The following is a 19580-nucleotide window of genomic DNA, read 5'->3' on the forward strand; positions in this document are numbered from 1 at the left end:
CCGCCGGACAGGCCCTAGCCGTCCTCTCAACTGCCTCGCGGCGCGTACATGATGACGGCCATGCCCGCGAGGCAGATCAGCGCGCCCGTGACGTCCCAGCGGTCCGGGCGGTAGCCGTCCGCGACCATTCCCCAGGCGAGGGAACCGGCGACGAAGACCCCGCCGTACGCGGCGAGGATGCGGCCGAAGTTCGCGTCCGGCTGGAACGTGGCGACGAAGCCGTACGCGCCGAGGGCCAGCACACCCGCGCCGATCCAGACCCAGCCGCGGTGTTCGCGCACGCCCTGCCAGACCAGCCAGGCGCCGCCGATCTCGAAGAGCGCGGCGACGACGAAGAGGGCGGCGGAGCGGAGCACGAGCATGCGGGCAGCTTCGCATGCGCGCGTCACCTGTTGGACGGCGCCTGTCGTGCGCCGAGCGTGGGATACATCCCCGTACGACCACGGCTGAGCGAGGAGTGCTGGCATGCGGGAGCGGGTTCTGCGAGGGCATGCGGTGTCGGGTGCCGTCCTGACGGCGGCTCTGGTGGCGGTGGGCGGGGTGGCGCCGCTCGCCTTCGCCGTCTCCCGCCCCGAGGCCGATCTGGCCTATCACGGGTCCGCCGCCATGGCCGCCGGCCGGGTCGACGTGCGGTTCACCCCGCGCAATCACGGTCCGTCCCAGGTCCCGGACGCGACGGTGCGGTTGCGCTGGTCGGAGCCGCTGGCCGACCGGCAGGTGCTGCCGGACGGGTGTGCGCGGTCCGGCGAGCGGGTGGTGCTGTGCCGGGTCGGCGCGCTGGCCGCGGACGGTCTGGGGGAGCGGATCGAGCTGCGGGTGCGGCTGCGGGGCACGCCGTCGGAGGCGCTGCTGGAGATCGACACGGTGTGGAGCGGCGGGGCGGTGGACCGTAACCGGGGGAACGACCGGCAGCGGGTGCTGGTCCTGGACACCGGGGACGAGTACTACTTCTAGCAATTCCAAGCTGGTCAAGCTGGTTCGTGTCTGCTTTCAGGCCTGTCCCCTGCGTCGTACGATCTCTGCACGGCGCAGATGAAGAGGAGCTGGGTGCTGGATGTCCGGGAACGCGCGGTCGCGGCTGCTGGCGGAGTTGTCCGGTGTCTCCCGCCGCTACATGGCGTCGTACGCCCTCTTCAACCAGGCCGTCGCCGACCATCTCGGGCTGCATCCGACCGATCTTCAGTGTCTGAACCTGCTCACGCTGGAGGGCGGGCCCGTGACCACGGGCCGGATCGCCGAGCTGACGGGGCTGACGACCGGGTCGGCGACGCGGCTGGTGGACCGGCTGGAGCGGGCGGGGTACGTGGTGCGGGAGCGGGACGCGGCCGACCGGCGGAAGGTGCTGGTGGCGACCGTGCCGGAGCAGGCCGCCGAGTTCGGCCGATTGTGGGACCGGTTGGGCGGCGGCTGGGGGGAGCTCTTCGACGACCTGGACGACTCCCAACTGGCCGTGATCATCGAGCACATGAGGCGTACGACGGAGTTCAGCGCGAAGCAGGTCGCCCGCCTGCGCGCCGGTGACGTCTAGTGCTGGTCCGCTGAAACATCTTTTGGCGGCCCGCAGCGCTCAGTGGTGCCGCTCCTGGGGCGCCGCGCGTGGCAGCAGTCGTACGAGGGCCAGGCACAGGGCCGTGGCCGCGGCGACCACGAGGAGGCTCACGGTCATCGCGTGGGCCTCGCCGCCGTCGGCCGTGTGGAAGTACACGGTGGTCACGGCCGCCGCCCCGATCGCGTTGGCCACCTGCTGCACCGCGCTGAGGGAGCCGCTCGCGCTGCCCGCCTCCTCGGGAGCGATGTCGCCGATCGTGACGTCGTAGACCGTGCCGAAGCAGGTGCCCATGCCGAGGCCGATGAGGAGCACCGGCGGCACGAGCGCCCAACTGCCGGTATTGGTACCCGAGTTGGTGACCAGGAGGGCCAGGTAGCCGCAGCCCGCGAGGACGGTCAGCAGGCCGGCGGCGACGAGCCGGCGGCCGTAGGAGTGGATGAGGCGGTAGCAGGCGATGGACGCGAGGACGATGCCGAGGGAGAGGGGGATCAGGCCGAGCGCGGTGCCGGCGGGGGAGCGGCCGAGGCCCCGCTGGAAGAAGAGGGAGATGACGTAGAGGAGGCCGGCGGTCGCGGCGAAGGCGACGACGCCGAGGACCAGGCCCGAGGTGAAGCCGCGGTGGTGGAGCAGCGACGGCTGGATGAGCGGGTGGGCGGCGGTGCGCTGGCGGTGGCAGAAAGCGGCGAACAGGGCGAGGCCGAGGAGGAGCGCCACGAATGTGCGGGGCGTCCAGCCGTGGGCCGAGCCGTCGATGAGGCCGCCGAGCAGGCCGAGCAGGGCGCCGGCCAGCAGCGCCGAACCGGGGCCGTCGACGCGGACGGCCGGGTCGCCGCTGTCGCGGGGGAGCAGGCGTACGGCGGCGAGCAGGGTGGCGCCGCCGATGAGCAGGTTGATCAGGAACATGGGGCGCCAGCCGAGGCCCGCGACGTCGGCGTCGACCAGGAATCCGGCGAGGATCGGGCCGCCGACGGCGGACAGGCCCATCACGGGCCCGAACAGGCTGAACGCCTTGCCGAGTTGGTCGCGGGGCCAGGTCGCGCCGAGGATGCCGAAGCCCTGCGGGATGACGAGGGCGGCGCAGGCGCCCTGGACGAGGCGGGCGACGACCAGCACGAGCGGGGTCGGGGCGAGGCCGCAGGCGAGGGATGCGGCGACGAAGCCGGTCAGGCCGGTCAGGAACAGCCGGCGGCGCCCGTACTTGTCGCCCAGCCGCCCGCCGGGGACGAGCAGCACGCCGAGCGCGAGGGCGTAGGAGGCGCCGAGCCACTGGACGAGGCTCGCGCCGCCGCCGAGGTCGCGGGTGATGGTCGGGGCGGCGATGTTGGTGATCGTCGCGTCGAGGAGGTCGAGCACGTCGGCGGCGAGGACGACGGCCAGGATCGCCCAGCGGGCGCGGGCCGTCGTTTTCCTGGCGTCGCCGTTCTCTGTGTCATTCGCTGGGTCATTCTCTGCGTCATGCATCATCTGTGTCACGCAGATAAATGTCGGGCATGACTGCGGGACGGTCAAGCGCATTTGATTCGGGGGTGGGCTCAGTGCACGCCCTGTGCGTACGCCCCCGGCGGCACGCCCACCGTCGCCGTGAAGTCCCGCACCAGGTGGGCCTGGTCGGCGTAGCCGAGGTCGGCGGCCAGGCCCGCCCAGTCCACGGCTCGTTCGGTCTCCGCGCGCTCCAGGGCCTCGTGGATGCGGTAGCGCAGGATGACCCACTTGGGGCCCACGCCGACGTACGCGGCGAACAGCCGCTGGAGCAGTCGTACGGACACGCCCTCGGTGCGGGCGAAGTCGGTGACGCGGCGGATCGTGCGGTCGGTGCGGATGCGGTCGACGAGGGTGGTCGCGAGGTCGGCCTGGGGGTCGGGACGCGGGTCGAGGCTCAGGAGGAACGCGTCGAGGGCGGCGACGCGGGCGTCCTCGCCGGCCGGGTCGAGGATCGTGGCGGGGTCCGTGTCCGGGTACACCTCGGGCTGCCGTACGCGCAGGCCCGTCCACTGGGTCACGGGCCGGTCCGGGGCGAAGGGGCTAAAGCCGCCCGGCCGGAACTTGATGCCGCACACCCGCCCGAGCCCCGCCAGCTTCTGTGTGAAGAGGCCGTGCTGGACGCCCGCGACCTCGGCGAAGGGCTCCTGGTCCGGGAATCGCTGGAAGACGACGTTGACGGCCGGGTGCGGGACCACGTGGGAGACGTAGGGCTCGGGGAGGTTCCAGTCGATCAGCCAGTACCACTCGACGTACCGGCGCAGCGGCTCGGCGGGCTCGCGGCGGCGGAAGTCCACGTGCGCGAAGAGGTCCGCGGCGTCGACGATGCCGCGAGTGCCACGGCTTACGGGGGCCATGGGGGGATCGTAGGGCGGGGCACTGACAGTGGCAGGGTGAGAAGACGGTAGGGGCGGCGGCCTCGGTTGCGCCCCCGGGGGTGAGAGGCACGTAAGAAGGCCGCCGGTGAGCCGTTCATCACGTCGTACGACTGTCCCGGCACGGCACACTGAGGGGGTGCCCCAAACCTTGCTGCTCGCCGAAGACGACCGCGCCATCCGTCACGCCCTGGAGCGCGCCCTGACCTTGGAGGGTTACCAGGTCACCGCGGTCGCCGACGGCGTCGAGGCGCTGGCGCAGGCCCACAAGACCCCGCCGGACGTGCTCGTCCTGGACGTGATGATGCCCGGGATCGACGGACTCCAGGTCTGCCGGGTGCTGCGCGCCGAGGGTGACCGTACGCCGATCCTGATGCTGACCGCGCTCGTGGAGACCCAGGACCGGATCGCGGGCCTGGACGCGGGCGCCGACGACTACGTGGTCAAGCCCTTCGACGTCGAGGAGGTCTTCGCCCGGCTGCGCGCCCTGCTGCGCCGCACCAGCCCGGTCGGCGCCCTGACCGGCGCACCGAAGGCGCCCGCGGTGCCCGAGGGGCAGATCGAGGCGGCCGGGCTGCGCATGGACGTGCAGGCCCGCCGCGCCTGGCGCGGGCCGCGCGAGCTGGAGCTGACCCGCACCGAGTTCGAACTGCTGGAGCTGCTGGTCCGCAACGCGGGCATCGTCCTCGACCACTCCACCATCTACGACCGCATCTGGGGCTACGACTTCGGGCCCGGCTCCAAGAACCTCGCCGTGTACGTCGGCTACCTGCGCCGCAAGCTCGACGAGCCGGGTGTGCCGCAGCTGATCCAGACGGTCCGGGGCGTGGGTTACGTGCTGCGGGAGGACTGAGTGGGGCGCGGCCCCGGCCGCCCGGAGAGACCGGCACGCCCGGACGGACCGGCACGCCCGGACGGACCGGACCGCCCGGATCAACCGGACCGCCCAGGGCGGCTGCTCGCGCGGCGGCGTCCCCGGCTGCGGCTTGCCCGGCTCCGGCTTCCCTGGCTCCGGCTTCCCTGGCTGCGGCGGCCGGGGCTGCTGTCGCTGCGGACGACCTTCGCGGTGTCCTTCGCGGCCGTGACCGCCGCTGTCACCGTCCTGGTCGGCGTCCTGTCCTACAGCGCCGCCGCCCGGCTGGTCCGGGTCGACCAGGAGTCCGTGTTCGACCAGGTCGTGCAGGACCTGCGGGGCGAGGTGCGCCAGCAGCGCATGACGCCGGCCGACTTCTCCTCCGTCGCGCCCGGCCACGACATCGTGCGGCCCGCCCGCACGGATGTGCAGGTGCTGGGGCCGGACGGCGGGATCGTCGACCCCGGCAGACCCGGACTGCCGGTCACCGACGCCGACCGGAAGATCGCGGCCGCCGGCAAGGCCGGGAGGATCACCGAGCGGAGCGAGGTCGACGTCGCCGACGACGTCTACCGCGTGGCGACCGTCTCGCTCGGCGGCGAGCGGGGCGCGGTGCAGGTCGCGCAGGAGTTCAGCGACACCGAGGACCTGCTGCGGGCGCTTCAGCAGCGCACGCTGATCCTGATGTCCGCGGTCGTGACGGCGGCGGGCCTGTTCGGCTGGTGGCTGGCCCGGCGCATCACCCGCCGGCTGGTCATCCTCACCTCGGCCGCCGAGGACGTCGCCCGCACCCGGCGCCTCGGCATCCAGGTGCCCGTCACCGGCTACGACGAGGTCGGCCGCCTCGGCCGCGCCTTCGACCGCATGCTGGGCAGGCTCGCCCAGTCCGAGGAGGACCAGCGCCGCCTGGTCCAGGACGCGGGCCATGAGCTGCGCACGCCGCTGACCTCGCTCCGTACGAACATCTCGCTGCTGCGCAGGATCGACGAGCTGCCCCCGTCCACCCGGGACGAGCTGGTCGCGGACCTGTCCCAGGAGGCCCGGGAACTGACCGACCTGGTCAACGAGCTGGTCGACCTGGCGGCCGGCCAGTCCGACACCGAGCCGCCGCAGCGGGTCGACCTCGCCGACATCGCCGAGGACGTCGCCGGGCTCGCCCGCCGCCGTACCGGGCGACAGATCCTGGTCCGCGCGAGCGGCGACACCACGACCGACGGCCGCCCCGGGATGCTGACCCGCGCGCTGTCCAACCTCGTCGAGAACGCGGCGAAGTTCGACCGCGACGGCACCACGCCCATCGAGATCGACGTCACCGGTCCCGCCCGGCCCGGCACGGTCCGCGTCGAGGTCCTCGACCGCGGTCCCGGCGTGGCCGAGCCCGACCTGATCCGCGTCTTCGACCGCTTCTACCGCGCCGCCGACGCCCGCTCCCTGCCGGGTTCGGGGCTGGGCCTGTCCATCGTGCGCGAGGTGGCACTCGCGCACGGGGGAGCGCCGTTCGCCTTCCGGCGGGAGGGGGGCGGGGCGGTGATCGGGTTCACGGTGGGTGGAGGGGCGTATCCGGGCGGGCCGATGAGCGGTGACTGACGCTTTTACGGGAGGGGTTGCGACGAGCGGCGCGCGTGACGAGATGCCGTCGGCTCAGCCCATGCTGCCGAGCATCTGCCCCATCGCGGCGACCACGGACGGCTCGACCCGGTAGTAGACCCAGGTGCCGCGCCGCTCGGAGGTGAGCAGCCCGGCCTCCTTGAGCTTCTTCAGGTGGTGGGAGACGGTCGGCTGCGAGACGCCGACGTCGGAGATGTCGCACACGCACGCCTCCCCGCCTTCGTGCGAGGCGACCAGCGAGAACAGCCGAAGCCGCACCGGGTCGCCCAGCGCCTTGAACATCCGGGCGGTCGTCTCGGCCTCGTCGGCCGTCAGCGGTCGCTCGGTCAGTGGCGGGCAGCAGGGCGCGACGGCCAGCGGCAGGAGCTGCGTATTCGACATGCGTCTATGTTGACATACGTCGAACCAGTGCGGGTGGCTGCGCTTCGCGGGAGCTTCACGGGGAGTCTTGATTAGATGTGTGTCTATGTTGACGTCCATCGATGCAAGTGTCATCCTGGCGACACAAGGGCATCGACGAATGTCGAAGCAGCAAGGGTGAACAGAGCAAAGGGGAGTCTCGTGGATCGCCATCCCGTCGTGGTCATCGGCGCCGGCCCGATCGGCCTGGCCGCCGCCGCGCATCTCATCGAGCGCGGCATCGAACCGCTGGTCCTGGAAGCCGGCCCGTCCGCCGCCGGCGCCGTACGCGCGTGGGCGCACGTGCGGCTGTTCTCCCCCTGGTCCGAGGTCACCGACCCCGCCGCCGAGAAGCTCCTCGCCCCGACCGGCTGGACCGCGCCCGACGGCGCCTCCTACCCCACCGGCGGCGACTGGGCCGAGCGCTATCTCCAGCCGCTCGCCGACGTCCTCGGCGACAAGGTCCGTTACGACGCCACGGTGACCGGCATCGCCAGGGCCGGCCGGGACCGGATCGTCGACTCGGGCCGCGAGGAGCAGCCCTTCACCGTGCACATCCGTACGGCCGAGGGCGAGGAGCAGCGGATCACCGCCCGCGCGGTCGTCGACGCCTCCGGTACCTGGTCCGGCCCGGCCCCCCTGGGCGCGAACGGCCTGCCCGCCCTCGGTGAGAAGGCGAGCGCCGACCGGATCTCCTACCGCGTCCCCGACCTCAGGGACCCTGCCGTGCGCGCCCGTTACGCCGGCCGGCGCACGGCGGTCGTCGGCTCCGGAGCCTCCGCCTTCACGGCCCTCGCCCAGCTCGCCGACCTGGCGAAGGAGGCCAAGGGCACACACGCGGTGTGGATCCTGCGGCGCGGCATCGGCGCGAGCACCTACGGCGGGGGCGAATCCGACGAGCTCCCGGCCCGCGGCGCCCTGGGCCTGCGAGCCAAGGCCGCGGTCGAGGAAGGCCACGCGAGCGCGGCCACCGGCTTCCGTACGCAGAGCGTCGAACGCGACGGCGACCAGCTCGTCCTGATCGCCGAGGACGGCCGCCGGCTGGACCCGGTGGACGAGGTGATCGTCCTGACCGGCTTCCGCCCCGACCTGTCCTTCCTCTCCGAGATCCGCCTCGGCCTCGACGAACGCCTCCAGGCCCCGACCGCGCTGGCCCCGCTCATCGACCCGAACGTGCACTCCTGCGGCACGGTCTACCCGCACGGCGTGAACGAACTCGCCCACCCCGAGCGGGACATCTACCTGACCGGCATGAAGTCCTACGGCCGCGCACCCACGTTCCTCGCGATGACCGGCTACGAGCAGGTCCGCTCCATCGCCGCCGCGCTCGCCGGCGACCAAGAGGCCGCCGAACGCGTGGAGTTGACCCTCCCGGAGACCGGAGTCTGCGGTGGCGCGGGCCTGTTCGACGACCCTGACGCGGCCCAGAGCGGCGAGGGCGGCGGCTGTTGCGCGGCCCCCGCCGCCACGACCCTCCAGATCGGCATCGGCGCTTGGCCCGCATCGAGCGGCGGCTGCTGAACTCCCCTTCCACGCAAGGCTTCCACGCAAGGAGGTACGCCATGTCCCGCGTACAACTCGCCCTGCGCGTCCCGGATCTCGACGCGTCCGTGGCCTTCTACAGCAAGCTGTTCGGCACCGAGCCCGCCAAACTCCGCGAGGGCTACGCCAACTTCGCCATCGCCGAGCCCCCGCTCAAGCTCGTCCTGATCGAAGGCACACCGGGCGAGGCGACCCGCATGGACCACCTTGGCGTCGAGGTCGACAGCACGCAGACCGTCCACGCCGCGACGGCCCGCCTGAGCGAGGCGGGCCTGGCCACGGCGGAGGAGAACGACACCACCTGCTGCTACGCCCTCCAGGACAAGGTCTGGGTCCACGGCCCCGGCCGGGAACCGTGGGAGGTGTACGTCGTCAAGGCCGACGCGGCCCTGAGGGACGGCCCGGACCCTGATCAGGACTGATACGGCTGCTGCTGCGGCGGCTGCCCGTACGGCTGAGGCTGCCCGCCGCGACCGCTCGCGGACTGCGCCTGAGCCTGGAGCTGCTCCGCCTGCTCCTTGGTCACTTTCTGCTCCGCGCCGCAGAAGGTGCACTGCGTCGCGTACTTCGTCGAGAACGGGAACAGCGGTACGAAGAACAGCGTGAACTTCGTGACGCGCTTGCGGAGCGTGTGCGCGGAGGGGTTGCCGCACTGGCCGCACACCAGCGTCAGTATCGCGAGCTGGTAGAGGTAGCCCTTGGTGCCAAAGATGATCACGTCGGTGGTCCTTCCCGGGTCGGTGCCTGGTGTGACCGTACCTGTACGGGTGGAAGGAACCGCGAGACCGCTCTCCGCTACGGCGATCCGGTCAGGCCGGGGCCCGCTGGGACAGTCCCTGGGGTCAAGGCCACCGCGTGATCGCGAACCCGCCGCCTCCCCCGCGCCGCACCTGAGCCGCGCCCGCACCCCCGAAGTGCGCCGGGATCACCAACTCGCGTTCGTCCGCGGCCCGTTCGAGAACGCACCCGCGGACCCGGCCACGGCGTCGCACGCGGAGCCGTTCGAGCGCTGGCTGGAGTCCCACGAACTGCCGCTGGACACCGAGGCGCCGCCCGGCGGGCCCCCAGCGGTCGAGCTGCTGTGCGGCAAGTACCGGAGCCGGACACCCCGGCGCGGGCGTGGCGGTACCGGGTCTGCTCGACGTGCTGCTCGTGTACATGATCAGGGCGTGGATGGCGAACAGCGCGACCTCCGCGACCCCCGGGGCCACCGGCGCCGCCCGCTGGCCCGCCGCGCTCAGCCACCCTGTGGCACCGGGCCGATACCGGGCCGGGGCCGCCCAGTGACTCAGGCTCGCTGTGCCCGGCTCTTGAGGAGGCCGACGCCCGCGCCGAGGGAGACCGCGCCCATGCCGGCACTGGTCATGAGGCCCTGGTTGCCGTCGATGGCGAAGGGGGCGACAGCGGCGACGGTGAGGTTGAAGAGGAAGAGGAACCACAGGACGGGGCGGGGCAGCTTCTTCATGGGAGTTTCCTTCGAGGGAGAGCCGTTGAGTCGTTGACCTTGCGAGATCAACGATTCCGTCTCCGGCCCGCCGTCACGAGAGAGTGCTCTCCCCAACCGATGGTGTAGCCCGCTCCACCTGTAAGGCCGCTCGCCGGCCGGTCAGCCGTCCTTGCGGGCCACTCCGCCGTAGATGCCGATCTGCGGGGCGTCGCGCCGCGGGGGCTCCTCGGGCCGCCAGTCCGGGACCTGGACCAGGCCCGGGTCGAGCAGGGCGAAGTCGCCGAAGAAGTCCAGGACCCCGGAGTGGGAGCGGAGGTTCATGGTGGCGCTGGCCTTGTTGTAGACGGAGGCCGCGTCCTCGCGCCGGTCCTCGTGGAGGTCGCCCGTGGCGTGCGACAGGACGAGGTAGGAACCGGTGGGCAGCGCGTCGCGGAGGGTGGCGACGATGCCGTACGGGTCCTCCGCGTCGGAGACGAAGTGCATGATCGCCACCAGAAGCAGTGCCACCGGCCGGTCGAAGTCGATGACCTCGCGCACGTCGGGATGGTCCAGGACGGCCCGGGGGTCACGCAGGTCCGCCAGGACGACCGAGGTGTCGGTGTCGTCCATGAGGGCCATCGAGTGGGCGCTGACGATCGGGTCGTTGTCGACGTAGGCGATACGGGTCTCGGGCGCGATGGCGTGCGCGATCTGGTGCACGTTGGGCTCGGTGGGCAGGCCCGTGCCCACGTCCAGGATCTGCCGGATGCCGCCCTCCGCGACGAGGTGCCGGACGGCGCGGTGCATGAAGCGCCGGTTGGCGCGGACGCCCACCCGCACCTCCGGGGCCACCTTGATGAACTGCTCGGCGGCCTCCCGGTCGACCTCGTAGTTGTCCTTCCCGCCGAGGAAGTAGTCGTACATCCGGGCCGGGTGGGGCTTGCTCGTGTCGATCCTCAAGGGATCGACGCCGCCGCTGGTGGGAGAGGTCATGGTGCCCTGGCTCCGTCCTGGACTCATATCCCGCCGCTGTCAGATCATCATCCTGGCAGGCCGTCAACGCGACAGCGTCGGGAATGGCGTCGAACGCGTCGGCGCCGAAGGTGATCTCGCCGAGCAGCCGGAGGTGTACGTCTTCGCGGCCGTCCCGGCCGAGTGCCGCCTCCCGTTGTTCGACTTGTGGCGGTCGTGATGGCGGTGCGCCAGAACGCGCCGCTGTCGCTGCCGCTCGTGATCGTGCTGCCGGACCAGGTCACGAAGCTGGTGCGGGAGCAGATCACCGGGATCCGGGCGGTGCGGGCCTTCGTCCGCGACCGGCATCACGGTGGTCCGGAGCCGGCCCCGTCGTCGTCCGCACGCCAGGTCATCGTCACCTGTACGTGCGCCTCGCCCTCCGACTTGGCGATGACGGCGCCGAACTCGGCGTTGAACCGCATGCCGAACTCCAGGCTGACCTCACTGGGACGGCTGGGCATGTCCCTGAGCCGCCGCAGGGCGGACGCGGCCGCGCTCCGGATACGGTCGATGCCCTCCTCGAAGGAGGCGGTGGCATCGGCCACGGCGTTCCCCAGCCGGGAGACCTCGACGACCCCCGGTTCGTCCTGAGCCACCTCCACGACCAGGAAATCGTCCCCGTCCTGCGACGGGAACCGCAGTAACTGCGTCACGTCATCCCCCTCCTGATACCTGCCACCCGGCCTGTCTCGGCCTCATGCGGTATGACCTGCGGCCGTCTTCCACTGGCGAGCCATTGCAGCCACCATGGAAGCGCACCCCGAGCCGCCAAGCCACCACGTCAGGGGGAACCACGGTATGACAGGGTCTGCGAAAGACTTCTGTTCCGACCTGCTCGATCTGTCCGGGATCTCTTTGGCGGAGTTGCACTCGAGTGACGATCCCGCGCTGCGACGCGCGTTGAGCCGGGCGAACCGCAGGGCCGGACTGGCGTACGGCACACTCGACGAATCCAACAGCGAGGAGATGACGCTCCTGCGCGGGCAGCGATCGGGACAGCGGCGCCGGTGACCGACCGGACGCTGGGTGTCCACCGCGTGAGCCGGGAGTCGCTGAGGACCATGGCGGCGGGCAACGCGAGCGAGGCGGACCTGCGACTGCTGAGCTCCGCCCAGCGCAGCCAACTCCTCCTGAACCTGCTGGCGTTGCTGGATCACGCCGCGGACGCGGCGCGGCGGAGCCGACGCCGTGGCGGCGTCCCGTCGGCCGAGCGGGCCTGGCACCTTCTGTGCACGGCCCAGAGGCAGTCCCCTGACGCGGTCGAGATCGTGCTCGCCGACCCGTCCGTCATGGCATGGTCGCTGCGCCTGCTGAGACGTCTCACCGGTGCCGCCTCCGCGACGGCGTCCTCCGCACCGCTCTGGGGCGAACTCGGCCAGTTCCACGCGCTGGCCGCGGCGGCTGCCCTGCGGGCCGGTGTGCCGGCCGCGTTGCGTGTGCCCGCTCACCGGGGCATGGTCTGGCTGCCCGGCGCCGGAGTCGCGGGCCCGGTGGCACGTCGTCGGTGGACCGAGGTGGAGGTGCGGGTGGCCCGGGACGGCGTCGTCCTGCGCGGGGAACTCGACGAGGTGCGGCTGCCGCACCCGCTTCCTGAACCGACTCCCGGCTGGCATCCGCTGCGGGGGCTACCGGTCCGGGCGACGGGAGTGGGGCCCCGGCTCGACACAGTGACGCCCTACCGGGACTTCCTTCAGTTCCCCAAGTCCCCCGGCGGTCTGACACCGCGTCGATCACGCCTGTGGCTGGACCGTCTCGCCGGTGCGTACGCCCTGCTCGAACGTGAGTCGCCGGCGGACGCCGCGGCGTTCACCACGCTCGTGCGTGCTCTCGTCCCCAGAACCTTCCAGACACTCAGAGGCGGTCAGGTCGCCAGCGCGTCCTCGCTCGACGCCTTCGGCGCCATCACCCTGTCCTTACCGGACGACGAGGTCCAGACCGCCGCGGTCCTCGTCCACGAAACCCGGCACCAGCAGCTGAACGCGCTCCTCGGCCTCGTTCCCCTGGTGCGGGGCGAGGACGAGGAGGACGGCGGACCGGGGGAGCGGCGGCTCTACTACGCACCGTGGCGCAGCGACCCCCGCCCGCTGCACGGCGCGCTCCACGGGGTGTTCGCGTTCGCCGGAGTCGCCCGGTTCTGGCGCACGTACCGCAGGCGCGCGACGGGGACGGAAGCCCAGCGTGCCGCCTTCGAGTTCGCGGTGCTGAGGGAGCAACTGCACGAGGCCGTCGACGTCATCGTGACCGATCCCGACCTCACCGAGGCGGGCCGGTTGTTCGTCGACGAGATCGCCGCGTCGGTCAGCGCGTGGCAGCGGGACGACATTCCGGCCGGGCCGGGCGGGCTGGCCCGGCACCACTGCGCTCTGCGCCGGGCGGTGTGGCGCGTCCGGCACCTGGGGATCGCGAAGACCGCCGCGGAACACGTCGCCGCCGCCTGGGCCGCCGGGCGGGCCGCCCCGCCACGGCCTTGCTCCGTGTTGAGCCCGCGCCCGGAATCGATCCGCCTCGACACGTTCGGACCGCTGGCCAGACTGAGCCTGTCGGCGCCCGACGACTTCGCACGCCGCCACAAGACACTGGACACCCTGGATCCCCGAGGCCGGGCGGAGTACGCGGCGGTGGCGGGAGACACGGAACAGGCCGTCCTGGCGTACACGGAGTGGGCCGCCCAGGACCCACAGGATCCCGAGGCGTGGATCGGCGCGGCGCTCGCCGACCCCGAGCAGTCCGGCCGGCCGGGCGCCGCACTGCTCCTGGAACGCCCCGAGCTGGTGGCCGCGGTCCGCCGAGCGGCCGCGACCATGGGAGGCGGGCTCCCGGACGGGCTCCCGCACCCCCTGCGCCTGGCTGCCTGGCTGGAGGCCGCCGACGAGAAAGACCGGCAGGGCTGACGAAGCACAACTAGAGCGAGATCAGATCGATGTCCGCATTCGCGCGCAGCCCCTGTTCGGCGTTGACCGTGGCGGGGTGGCGGGGCCCGAGGACGCTCCGGTACCGCAGCACGGCCTCGGCGAACAGCTCCTCGCTCTCCTCGGTCCTGCGCAGCGCCTTCAGGTCGTAGCTCAGATTGAGCTGCACGGCCAGGTTGGCCGGATGGTTCTCGCGCAGCCGTTCCGACTCCTCGGTCACGGCCGCGTCGATCTGGTAGGCCTCGTCGGGGTGGCCGAGGGCGAAGTGGTCGCTGGCCAGGTTCATACGGGCGAGCAGGGTTCGTGGGTGCTCGGGGCCCAGCGCGCGGGTGAGGCCCGTCACCGACTCCTGATCCAGTTCCAGTGCCGCTTCGGGGTGGCCGAGCAGCCTGAGGGTCACCGCGAGGTTCATGGCCGTGGCGTAACTGTGCGGGTGCTCCCGGCCGTAGCGGGCCCGGTGGCGGTCCAGGGCCTCCACGTTCAGCTCGCGCGACTCCTGGAGCTTGCCGATCTGCCGCAGGTCGTTCGCATGGCTGACCGCGATCTGAAGGTACTGGCGGCCCCCGGTGCCGAACAGCTCGCGGACCAGTGTGATGTACCGGTGCGACAGGGCGTACGCGCCCTCGTGGTCGCCCTTCTTGCGGCGTGTCACACAGAAGTTGCGGTTCACCTGGGCGGTGAGCGGATTGTTGTCGCCCAGCCTGTCGCGCACATCCTCGGCCAGGAGCTCGTAGCCCTCGAGGGACTCCTCGTACCGGCCGACCTCCTGGAGGTCGAGCAGATAGGCGTTCTGGGTGGACAGGGTGTAGAGGTGGTCCTCGCCCAGGATCTCGATCCTGCGCTGCCAGGTGATGTAGTCGAGTGCCCGTGCCGCTTCCGAGTTGCCGGCCAGGCGCAGGTCGACGGCGTAGTTGTGGGCGGCGAGCAGGGTGGCGGGGTCGTCGTCGCCGAACTCCCGGCGGCTGGTCTCGTAGACCCGCTGGTCCATCTCGCGTGCTTCGTAGAAGCTGCCACGGTTGCGATGGTGGGTGGCCATGAAGCTCTGGGCCTGGAGTGTGTCCTCGTGCGCCTCGCCCAGCACCCGGCGGAAGCGCTCGACCAGCCCGGACTGGAGAGTGAAGGCGCGATCCAGGTCGGTGCCCTGTTCGCGCATCGCCTCGGCGATCTGCTGGTCGAGCGCGAGGACCTCCTCGTGTTCCTCACCCAGGCGGTCCCGCCAGGTCGCCGCGGCCTGCTCACCCAGGGCGAGGGCGCCCGCATAGTCGCCCCGGGCCCGCAGGAACCCCACCTCGTTCAGGACGAGCCGACGGGTCCAGGGCTCTTCGCACGTCATCGCCTCGGAAGCCCTGAGATGGCTGAGGAGCGAGGAGTAGCGCGGCCAGAACTGGGCTCGCTGGGGATTTCGCGGATCGGCGTGCGACAGCAGTTGATGCGCGGCATGCCGCATCGTCGCCCGTTCCTGCTGGTTCATCTGCTCGACCAGCACCCGCTGCACCAGTCGGTGCATCTGCACCGTGTTCTGGCGGTGGTCGATGCGGGCCAGGGCGTACCGCCCGATCTCGCGTACGGCTCGGCCGAGTTTGACCGGGTCGTCCAGCGCGGACTGGAGCTCCTGGGGCACCGAGATGCCGCGGACCGCGGAGAAGAGGTCCCACTCGATGGGCTCGGGAGCGAAGAACGCACAGACCTGCAACAGCTGGAGAGCGTCCGGACGCGTCTCCCGCAGGCGGCCGAGCGACACGTTCCACGCGGCCGCCACCGACCGGTTGTAGTCGCCGGGCGGGTCGGACTGCATGAGTTCCGTGAAGTTCGCCTCGTACACCTCGAGATACTGCTGCACCGGCATGCCGGTCTCGGCCAGCCACACCGCGGCCTGCTCGACGGCCAGCGGCAGATCGCCGAGGGCGGCAGCGAGGTGGTCGACGGCCTCGTCGGGGAGGTTCTGACTGCGGCGGCGCAGCAGGGCGACGCTCTCCTCCCGGGCGAAGACGTCGACCTCCAGGGAGCTGACATCGGTGGACCACTGGAAGTTGCGCGAGGTCACGACGATGCGTCCCGGCCCGTCACTGGGGAAGTACTTGCGCACTTCCTTCGGGTTCTCCGCGTTGTCGAACACCAGCAGCCAGTCCCGGTACGGCTCACCGCGGCGCAGGGCGTCCAGGACGGCCGGCACCGCGCTCATCTCGGACCCCACCTGAAGGCCCATCTGCTCACCCAGCTCGATCAGCGACTGGATGATCTGGCTCTCCTGCTCGGACGGGATCCACCAGATGAGCCGGTACTCGCGGCTGTGCCTGTACACGTATTCGATGGCGATCTGGGACTTGCCCACGCCACCCATGCCGTGCAGGGCCTCCGGCAGGACCGCGGTGACACCGCTGGTCAGCCGGTCCTGAAGTCTTTCGAGCAGCGTTTCCCGCCCCGTGAAGTTCCGGTTCCGTTGCGGTACGTTCCCCCAGATGCGGGGCGGGTCGTGCGGGCTTCGCGGACCCGAGGCAACGGGCATACCGGCAGACACGGGGAGGCCTCCTTGTCGTGGACGCGCAGGCAAAGGCGCGGGGGAGGGGGCGGGAGTGATGGGCGAAGCGGCGGTGGACGGCGGCGCCGGGGATGAAGTCCCTGCGGGGCGCGGGGTGTTCGCCGCTTCCGGGGGCTGAGGTCGAGGCCCGTAATCTAACGTGTCGTCGGGTGCAATGGTCAACTTTGACCGCATTTGAGTGGATGAGTACCCTGATGGCCGACTGTATTCCGGCGTGGGCGTACCACCATCGGCAGCGGCGGGCTGCCCGGCCGGCTGGGGGCCGGCGCGCTCCAGCAGCCGTCCCAAATGGTTGGCGCGCGCGAGATAAGGGCCCGACACCGCGCACAACGCCGTGTACAGATGCGCCACGAACGGACGAGTGTGTTCTGTCATCGGCAGCTCCACGGGATCGCCTTCGGCCGCCACGAGCGCGCCTCCGCCCTCGCCCCACAGTGCTTCCAGCCGCGGACCGAGATAATGCTGGATCCGGCGCAGCGCGTGGAGCGTCTCCGCCCGCGAACCGAGGGCGAGGAGCTCCTCCCGTACGCCGTCCTCGAAGTCGAAGGACACGCGGTGGGCGTCCTCGACGTCGGCGGTGTCGTCGGTACGGCGAACCAGCCCCAGCAGCATGATCTCGGCCAGGTTCCAGAACCGCGCTTGAGGCAGCGCCTGCTGGAGCAGCCGCATCACGGGGAGGTTGAGCGGGGCCGCCGCGAGCCGTTGGGCGAGGGTGTAGGCGGCCGGAGACGCCGTGGCCCGGAAGCGGCGCACCATGGCGGCGGCCCGTTTCGCCCGCTGTACCGCGGAGGGCACGGCCGGCCCGGTGCTGTCGTCCCCTTCGGTGTGGTGCGGTGCGGCGTTCTGCGGTGTGGCGTTCTGCGGGGCGGCCACGAGGTCGGCCAGCTCCTCGACGACCGGGCCGACCGTCGCCGAGCGCAGGTCACGGTCCGGGACGGTCCACAGGGCTGCCAGTCCGTGCCACTCGCCGCCGCCCGCCGCGGCCACCAGGCGGGCCCAGCGGCCGAGCGAGGTCGGCCGCAGTTCGACGACGGGCACCGGGATCGCGTGCTCCCGGCCCGGCTCGTCGACCGCGTGCGGATGCGGACCCAGGGGGTCCGTGTGCGGATGCTTCCAGTCGGCGTCGTACGCGCGGTTGGGCGCGGCGGGGGACGGTGCCCGTAACCGGGTGCGGGTGACCGTGGGCAGGGTGAGGTCCCACAGCTGCTGCGGGAGCAGGCTGAGCACGGCCACGGGGGAGAACCGGCCCAGGCGGTGCAGCACCGAGGCGGCGCGGCCGGTGCGCCAGGCGCCGTGGCCGCCGTCGGTGACCGCGAGCAGCAGTTGCCGGTCGCTGGAGCGGACCTCTGCCGCCCGGATGCCGGTGGACGCGGCGTCGGCGGCGTCGGCCGCTGCGTCGAGGTTCCATCGGACCAGCCGCACGGTGCGGAACATCGCCGTCTGCTCCATCAGCTCGGCGATCTGGCGGGTCGCGTGCGACCACAGGGCCATCGAGGAGCTCTCGTCCACCAGCAGCAGCAGGTCCAGCCGGCGTTCCGGGAGCGAGCGGCACACCGGCGTCCACACCCCCGCCATCGCCGCCCGCTCGGCGGTCGCCTCCTCGTCCAGCTCCACCTCGTGGGGCGAAGCGCTCAGCAGCCGCAGTGGCCGCAGCGACCTGCTGAGCGCGAGGGCGTCGGTCAGCGCCGGTGACGCGGGCCACCCGTCCTGTTCGGGGGCCGTCTCCTCGCCGGAGCCGGGCCTGCTCGGCGGACGCGGCCGGGTCCGGCTGCCCGACGGGAGTACGCCGAGTGTGGGGAGGGCTTCGCCCGGACGGGGTTCCCCGGCTGCCGCGGGGGAGGGGGACCGGTGGCCGGCCTGCCCCTCGGGCGGCGTCCGCTCGTCGGGGTCGCCTCCGGAGCGCGCCTCGGGCGGTGTCCGCTCGTCGGGGCTGCGCCCGGAGCGCCGGGGCCGCTCACCGCGCTCCAGGGCAGCCCGTCCCGGGACGTCGAACACGGGTACGGCGGCATCCTGACACGCCGCCAGATACAGGGCGTCCGCCAGCTCCGTCCAGGCCGGCAGATCCCGGCCCGGGGCAGGACTGTGCCCTTCGCCCGGCCGCTCGGGCGGGGAAGGGGATTCAGGGGACGCCGATGTCATCCGGCCCTCGATTCCGCCCCCGCTCCGTCGAGCCGGTGCCACAACGCGTCGACGAGGTCCTCCAGCGACTCCTCGTCGTCACCGGGGAAACGTCCCGAGGTCGCCAGGAACACGGCGTTGAGCAGTTGGTCCACCGCGAGGCCGCCCCGTTCCCGGCTGTTGCGCAGGAACCGGTCGATGAGGCCGTCGGCCTGTGCGGAGCCCGGTGTACCGTCCGCCGACTCCCGCAGGTGGGCCATGACCATGTCGACGAGCTGGGGACGGTCGGGATCCGGCATCCGCAGCCGCAGGCAGCGACGCAGGAAGGCCGGCGGGAATTCCCGCTCTCCGTTGGAGGTGATCACCACGACCGGGAAGGCCCGGCACTTGACGATGCCGTCGACGATGTCCGCGCTGCGGCCCGGATCGTCGGTCATGACGCTCACCCGGGGGTGCAGCCGCCTGGCCCGCACCAGCTCGGCGATCGGGAACTGGCCCTCCTCGAACACGCTCAGCAGGTCGTTCGCCAGGTCCTGGTCGCTCTTGTCCAGCTCGTCGACGAGCAGCACCCTGGGCAGCTCGTAGGGCAGCAACGCCGTTCCCAGCGGGCCCAGTTGGAGGTAGTCGCCGATCCCGGGAAGCTGTTCCTCGCCCGCCGCCCGGCGATCCGCGTCGCCGCCGACGGGTACCTCGGGGCCGTCCGCCCGGTGCAGGGTGCGCAACGCCGCCGCGTCCTGGACCCGCCCGATCGCGTCGTACTCGTACAGCCCCCCACGCAGCGTGGTGCGGCTGGTGATGTGCCAGCGCAGCACGCGGCCCAGCTTGAGTTCCCTGCTGATGCGGTAGGCGAGGGACGACTTGCCGGTCCCCGGGCGCCCCGTCACCAGCAGCGGCCGGCGCAGCAACAGGGCCGCGTTCACCATGTCGGCCTCGCGCCGGACCTGGTCGGAACCTACGGATAACGCGCTGATCTGCCCCAGCCGGCGCTCGATCTCCTCGTCGTCCGACGGCGGCGGGGCCACGGCGGGGCCGCCGGAGAAGCGGCGCCAGGGCGGCGGAGGCGGCAGCAGGTCATCGAGGCCGGCGTCGTACAGGGGCTGTCCCGTACCGCGGTAGATCCACCATCGGTGGTCCGAGGAGTTACCGCCCGCACCGTCCCGGCCGGGCCCGGCGGCGACGTTCGCGCCCGGAGCGGCCGGGTGGCTCTTCGCGGGTGAGTCTCCGGTCGGACGCGTCCCCCCGGACGCACCGTCCCCTGGAAGCATCTCG

General features: G+C 72.0%; 20 protein-coding genes and 1 pseudogene. 10 read left to right on the forward strand and 11 right to left on the reverse strand.

Annotation, left to right across the window (positions count from 1 at the left end; genetic code table 11):
* Positions 1 to 26: 26 nt before the first annotated feature.
* Positions 27 to 362 (reverse strand): YnfA family protein, encoded by a 336-nt coding sequence (locus AB0I77_RS32350; protein WP_363286281.1) that lies wholly within the window; start codon positions 360 to 362, stop codon positions 27 to 29.
* Positions 363 to 465: 103 nt separating this feature from the next.
* Between AB0I77_RS32350 and AB0I77_RS32355 the strand changes: the two genes are divergently transcribed.
* Together AB0I77_RS32355 and AB0I77_RS32360 are read left to right on the forward strand one after the other, a co-directional pair.
* Positions 466 to 954 carry a hypothetical protein gene (locus tag AB0I77_RS32355; protein ID WP_363286282.1) on the forward strand — a complete coding sequence of 163 codons (489 nt, stop codon included), beginning with the start codon at positions 466 to 468 and terminating at the stop codon, positions 952 to 954.
* Positions 955 to 1054: 100 nt separating this feature from the next.
* Positions 1055 to 1528 (forward strand): MarR family winged helix-turn-helix transcriptional regulator, encoded by a 474-nt coding sequence (locus tag AB0I77_RS32360; RefSeq protein ID WP_363286283.1) that lies wholly within the window; start codon positions 1055 to 1057, stop codon positions 1526 to 1528.
* Positions 1529 to 1567: 39 nt separating this feature from the next.
* On the opposite strand, the gene AB0I77_RS32365 is transcribed toward AB0I77_RS32360, so the two are convergent.
* Both AB0I77_RS32365 and AB0I77_RS32370 read right to left on the reverse strand, forming a co-directional pair.
* Positions 1568 to 3013, reverse strand: a complete 1446-nt coding sequence (locus AB0I77_RS32365) for an MFS transporter (RefSeq protein ID WP_363286406.1) — start codon at positions 3011 to 3013, stop codon at positions 1568 to 1570.
* A gap of 68 nt (positions 3014 to 3081) precedes the next feature.
* A complete protein-coding gene (locus AB0I77_RS32370) occupies positions 3082 to 3885 on the reverse strand; it encodes a helix-turn-helix transcriptional regulator (protein ID WP_363286284.1) in 804 nt (267 codons plus the stop codon).
* Between the two features lie 169 nt (positions 3886 to 4054).
* Between AB0I77_RS32370 and AB0I77_RS32375 the strand changes: the two genes are divergently transcribed.
* The gene (locus tag AB0I77_RS32375; RefSeq protein ID WP_363286407.1) at positions 4055 to 4756 is read left to right on the forward strand and encodes a response regulator transcription factor; all 702 of its coding nucleotides are present in this window, start codon (positions 4055 to 4057) and stop codon (positions 4754 to 4756) included.
* A 126-nt stretch (positions 4757 to 4882) separates the two neighbouring features.
* On the forward strand, positions 4883 to 6343 hold the full coding sequence (locus AB0I77_RS32380; protein ID WP_363286408.1) for a HAMP domain-containing sensor histidine kinase: 1461 nt from the start codon (positions 4883 to 4885) through the stop codon (positions 6341 to 6343).
* A gap of 54 nt (positions 6344 to 6397) precedes the next feature.
* Here AB0I77_RS32380 and AB0I77_RS32385 read toward each other — a convergent pair whose 3' ends face one another.
* Complete coding sequence (locus tag AB0I77_RS32385) at positions 6398 to 6745, reverse strand: metalloregulator ArsR/SmtB family transcription factor (protein WP_363286285.1); 348 nt, start codon at positions 6743 to 6745, stop codon at positions 6398 to 6400.
* 180 nt (positions 6746 to 6925) lie between these two features.
* On the opposite strand from AB0I77_RS32385, the gene AB0I77_RS32390 reads away from it, so the two are divergent.
* Both AB0I77_RS32390 and AB0I77_RS32395 read left to right on the forward strand, forming a co-directional pair.
* Positions 6926 to 8284, forward strand: coding sequence for an NAD(P)-binding domain-containing protein (locus AB0I77_RS32390; protein ID WP_363286286.1), 1359 nt, complete (start codon positions 6926 to 6928; stop codon positions 8282 to 8284).
* Positions 8285 to 8325: 41 nt separating this feature from the next.
* A complete protein-coding gene (locus AB0I77_RS32395) occupies positions 8326 to 8727 on the forward strand; it encodes an ArsI/CadI family heavy metal resistance metalloenzyme (RefSeq protein WP_363286287.1) in 402 nt (133 codons plus the stop codon).
* On the opposite strand, the gene AB0I77_RS32400 is transcribed toward AB0I77_RS32395, so the two are convergent.
* Positions 8718 to 9023: a zinc-ribbon domain-containing protein gene (locus tag AB0I77_RS32400; protein ID WP_363286288.1), complete on the reverse strand. Its 306-nt coding sequence runs from the start codon at positions 9021 to 9023 to the stop codon at positions 8718 to 8720. The two genes, AB0I77_RS32395 and AB0I77_RS32400, sit on opposite strands and share 10 nt — an antisense overlap.
* Positions 9024 to 9147: 124 nt before the next feature.
* Positions 9148 to 9267: pseudogene (locus AB0I77_RS32405) on the reverse strand (MBL fold metallo-hydrolase); the annotation flags it as partial.
* 157 nt (positions 9268 to 9424) lie between these two features.
* On the opposite strand from AB0I77_RS32405, the gene AB0I77_RS32410 reads away from it, so the two are divergent.
* Complete coding sequence (locus AB0I77_RS32410; protein WP_363286418.1) at positions 9425 to 9592, forward strand: hypothetical protein; 168 nt, start codon at positions 9425 to 9427, stop codon at positions 9590 to 9592.
* 1 nt (position 9593) lies between these two features.
* Here the strand turns inward: AB0I77_RS32410 and AB0I77_RS32415 are convergent, their stop codons facing one another.
* Entirely contained in the window at positions 9594 to 9770 is a 177-nt protein-coding gene (locus tag AB0I77_RS32415) for a hypothetical protein (RefSeq protein WP_363286289.1), read from the reverse strand.
* Positions 9771 to 9911: 141 nt separating this feature from the next.
* A complete protein-coding gene (locus tag AB0I77_RS32420) occupies positions 9912 to 10724 on the reverse strand; it encodes an SAM-dependent methyltransferase (RefSeq protein ID WP_363286290.1) in 813 nt (270 codons plus the stop codon).
* On the opposite strand from AB0I77_RS32420, the gene AB0I77_RS32425 reads away from it, so the two are divergent.
* Positions 10723 to 10923 carry a hypothetical protein gene (locus AB0I77_RS32425; RefSeq protein ID WP_363286291.1) on the forward strand — a complete coding sequence of 67 codons (201 nt, stop codon included), beginning with the start codon at positions 10723 to 10725 and terminating at the stop codon, positions 10921 to 10923. The two genes, AB0I77_RS32420 and AB0I77_RS32425, sit on opposite strands and share 2 nt — an antisense overlap.
* A 127-nt stretch (positions 10924 to 11050) precedes the next feature.
* Here AB0I77_RS32425 and AB0I77_RS32430 read toward each other — a convergent pair whose 3' ends face one another.
* Complete coding sequence (locus tag AB0I77_RS32430) at positions 11051 to 11398, reverse strand: CU044_2847 family protein (protein WP_363286292.1); 348 nt, start codon at positions 11396 to 11398, stop codon at positions 11051 to 11053.
* A 145-nt stretch (positions 11399 to 11543) separates the two neighbouring features.
* Between AB0I77_RS32430 and AB0I77_RS32435 the strand changes: the two genes are divergently transcribed.
* Positions 11544 to 11756: a hypothetical protein gene (locus AB0I77_RS32435; protein ID WP_363286293.1), complete on the forward strand. Its 213-nt coding sequence runs from the start codon at positions 11544 to 11546 to the stop codon at positions 11754 to 11756.
* Positions 11753 to 13636, forward strand: coding sequence for an HEXXH motif domain-containing protein (locus AB0I77_RS32440; RefSeq protein ID WP_363286294.1), 1884 nt, complete (start codon positions 11753 to 11755; stop codon positions 13634 to 13636). Before AB0I77_RS32435 ends, AB0I77_RS32440 begins: the two co-directional genes overlap by 4 nt.
* A 10-nt stretch (positions 13637 to 13646) precedes the next feature.
* On the opposite strand, the gene fxsT is transcribed toward AB0I77_RS32440, so the two are convergent.
* Both fxsT and AB0I77_RS32450 read right to left on the reverse strand, forming a co-directional pair.
* Positions 13647 to 18332 (reverse strand): FxSxx-COOH system tetratricopeptide repeat protein, encoded by a 4686-nt coding sequence (gene fxsT / locus AB0I77_RS32445; protein ID WP_363286295.1) that lies wholly within the window; start codon positions 18330 to 18332, stop codon positions 13647 to 13649.
* On the reverse strand, positions 18329 to 19576 hold the full coding sequence (locus AB0I77_RS32450; RefSeq protein WP_363286296.1) for an AAA family ATPase: 1248 nt from the start codon (positions 19574 to 19576) through the stop codon (positions 18329 to 18331). Before AB0I77_RS32450 ends, fxsT begins: the two co-directional genes overlap by 4 nt.
* Positions 19577 to 19580: the final 4 nt, after the last annotated feature.

This window comes from Streptomyces sp. NPDC050619 (genome assembly GCF_040654815.1).
In the GTDB taxonomy this organism is placed as follows: domain Bacteria; phylum Actinomycetota; class Actinomycetes; order Streptomycetales; family Streptomycetaceae; genus Streptomyces.